The organism is Streptomyces sp. B15 (assembly GCF_018070605.1).
Taxonomy (GTDB): domain Bacteria; phylum Actinomycetota; class Actinomycetes; order Streptomycetales; family Streptomycetaceae; genus Streptomyces; species Streptomyces smyrnaeus.
The window spans coordinates 1-478 of sequence record NZ_JAGPXJ010000224.1; the positions used below are offsets into that span (position 1 = coordinate 1).

The 478-nt window shown below is 64.9% G+C and carries 1 protein-coding gene; it reads left to right on the forward strand.

The window, feature by feature from the left end:
• Window positions 1-454 (forward strand): aldo/keto reductase (locus KBY19_RS35955; RefSeq protein WP_210967535.1); only part of this gene is annotated, 454 nt, incomplete at its 5' end.
• Between the last annotated feature and the right edge of the window lie 24 nt (window positions 455-478).

A 478-nucleotide genomic window follows, 5' to 3' on the forward strand; every position in this document is an offset into this window, starting at 1 on the left:
TGCCAAGCGCATGGGCCTGACGCACCACATCGGCGTCTCCAACTTCACGGTGGCGCTCATCGAAGAGGCGGTGGCGCTGTGCCCGGAGCCGCTGGTCTGCAACCAGGTCGAATACCATCCCTATCTCGACCAGGCGAAGGTGAAGGCGGCCTGCGACCAGCACGGTCTCGCGCTGGTCGCCTACAGCCCGATCGCCCGGGGCCGCATCAAGTCCGACCAGACGCTTGGCGAGATCGGCCGTGCCCACCACAAGACACCGGCACAGATCTGCCTGCGCTGGCTGGTGCAACAGAATGTCGCCGCGATCCCGCGCACCTCGCGCGTCGAACGCCTGTCGGAAAACATCGAGATCTTCGATTTCGAGCTCTCGGACGACGAGATGACCCGGATCGCCGCGCTGGCCAGTCCGAAGGGCCGTCTCACCGATTATGGTTTCGCGCCAAAATGGGATTGAGGGGCGGCCGGGGTATGGTAGGAC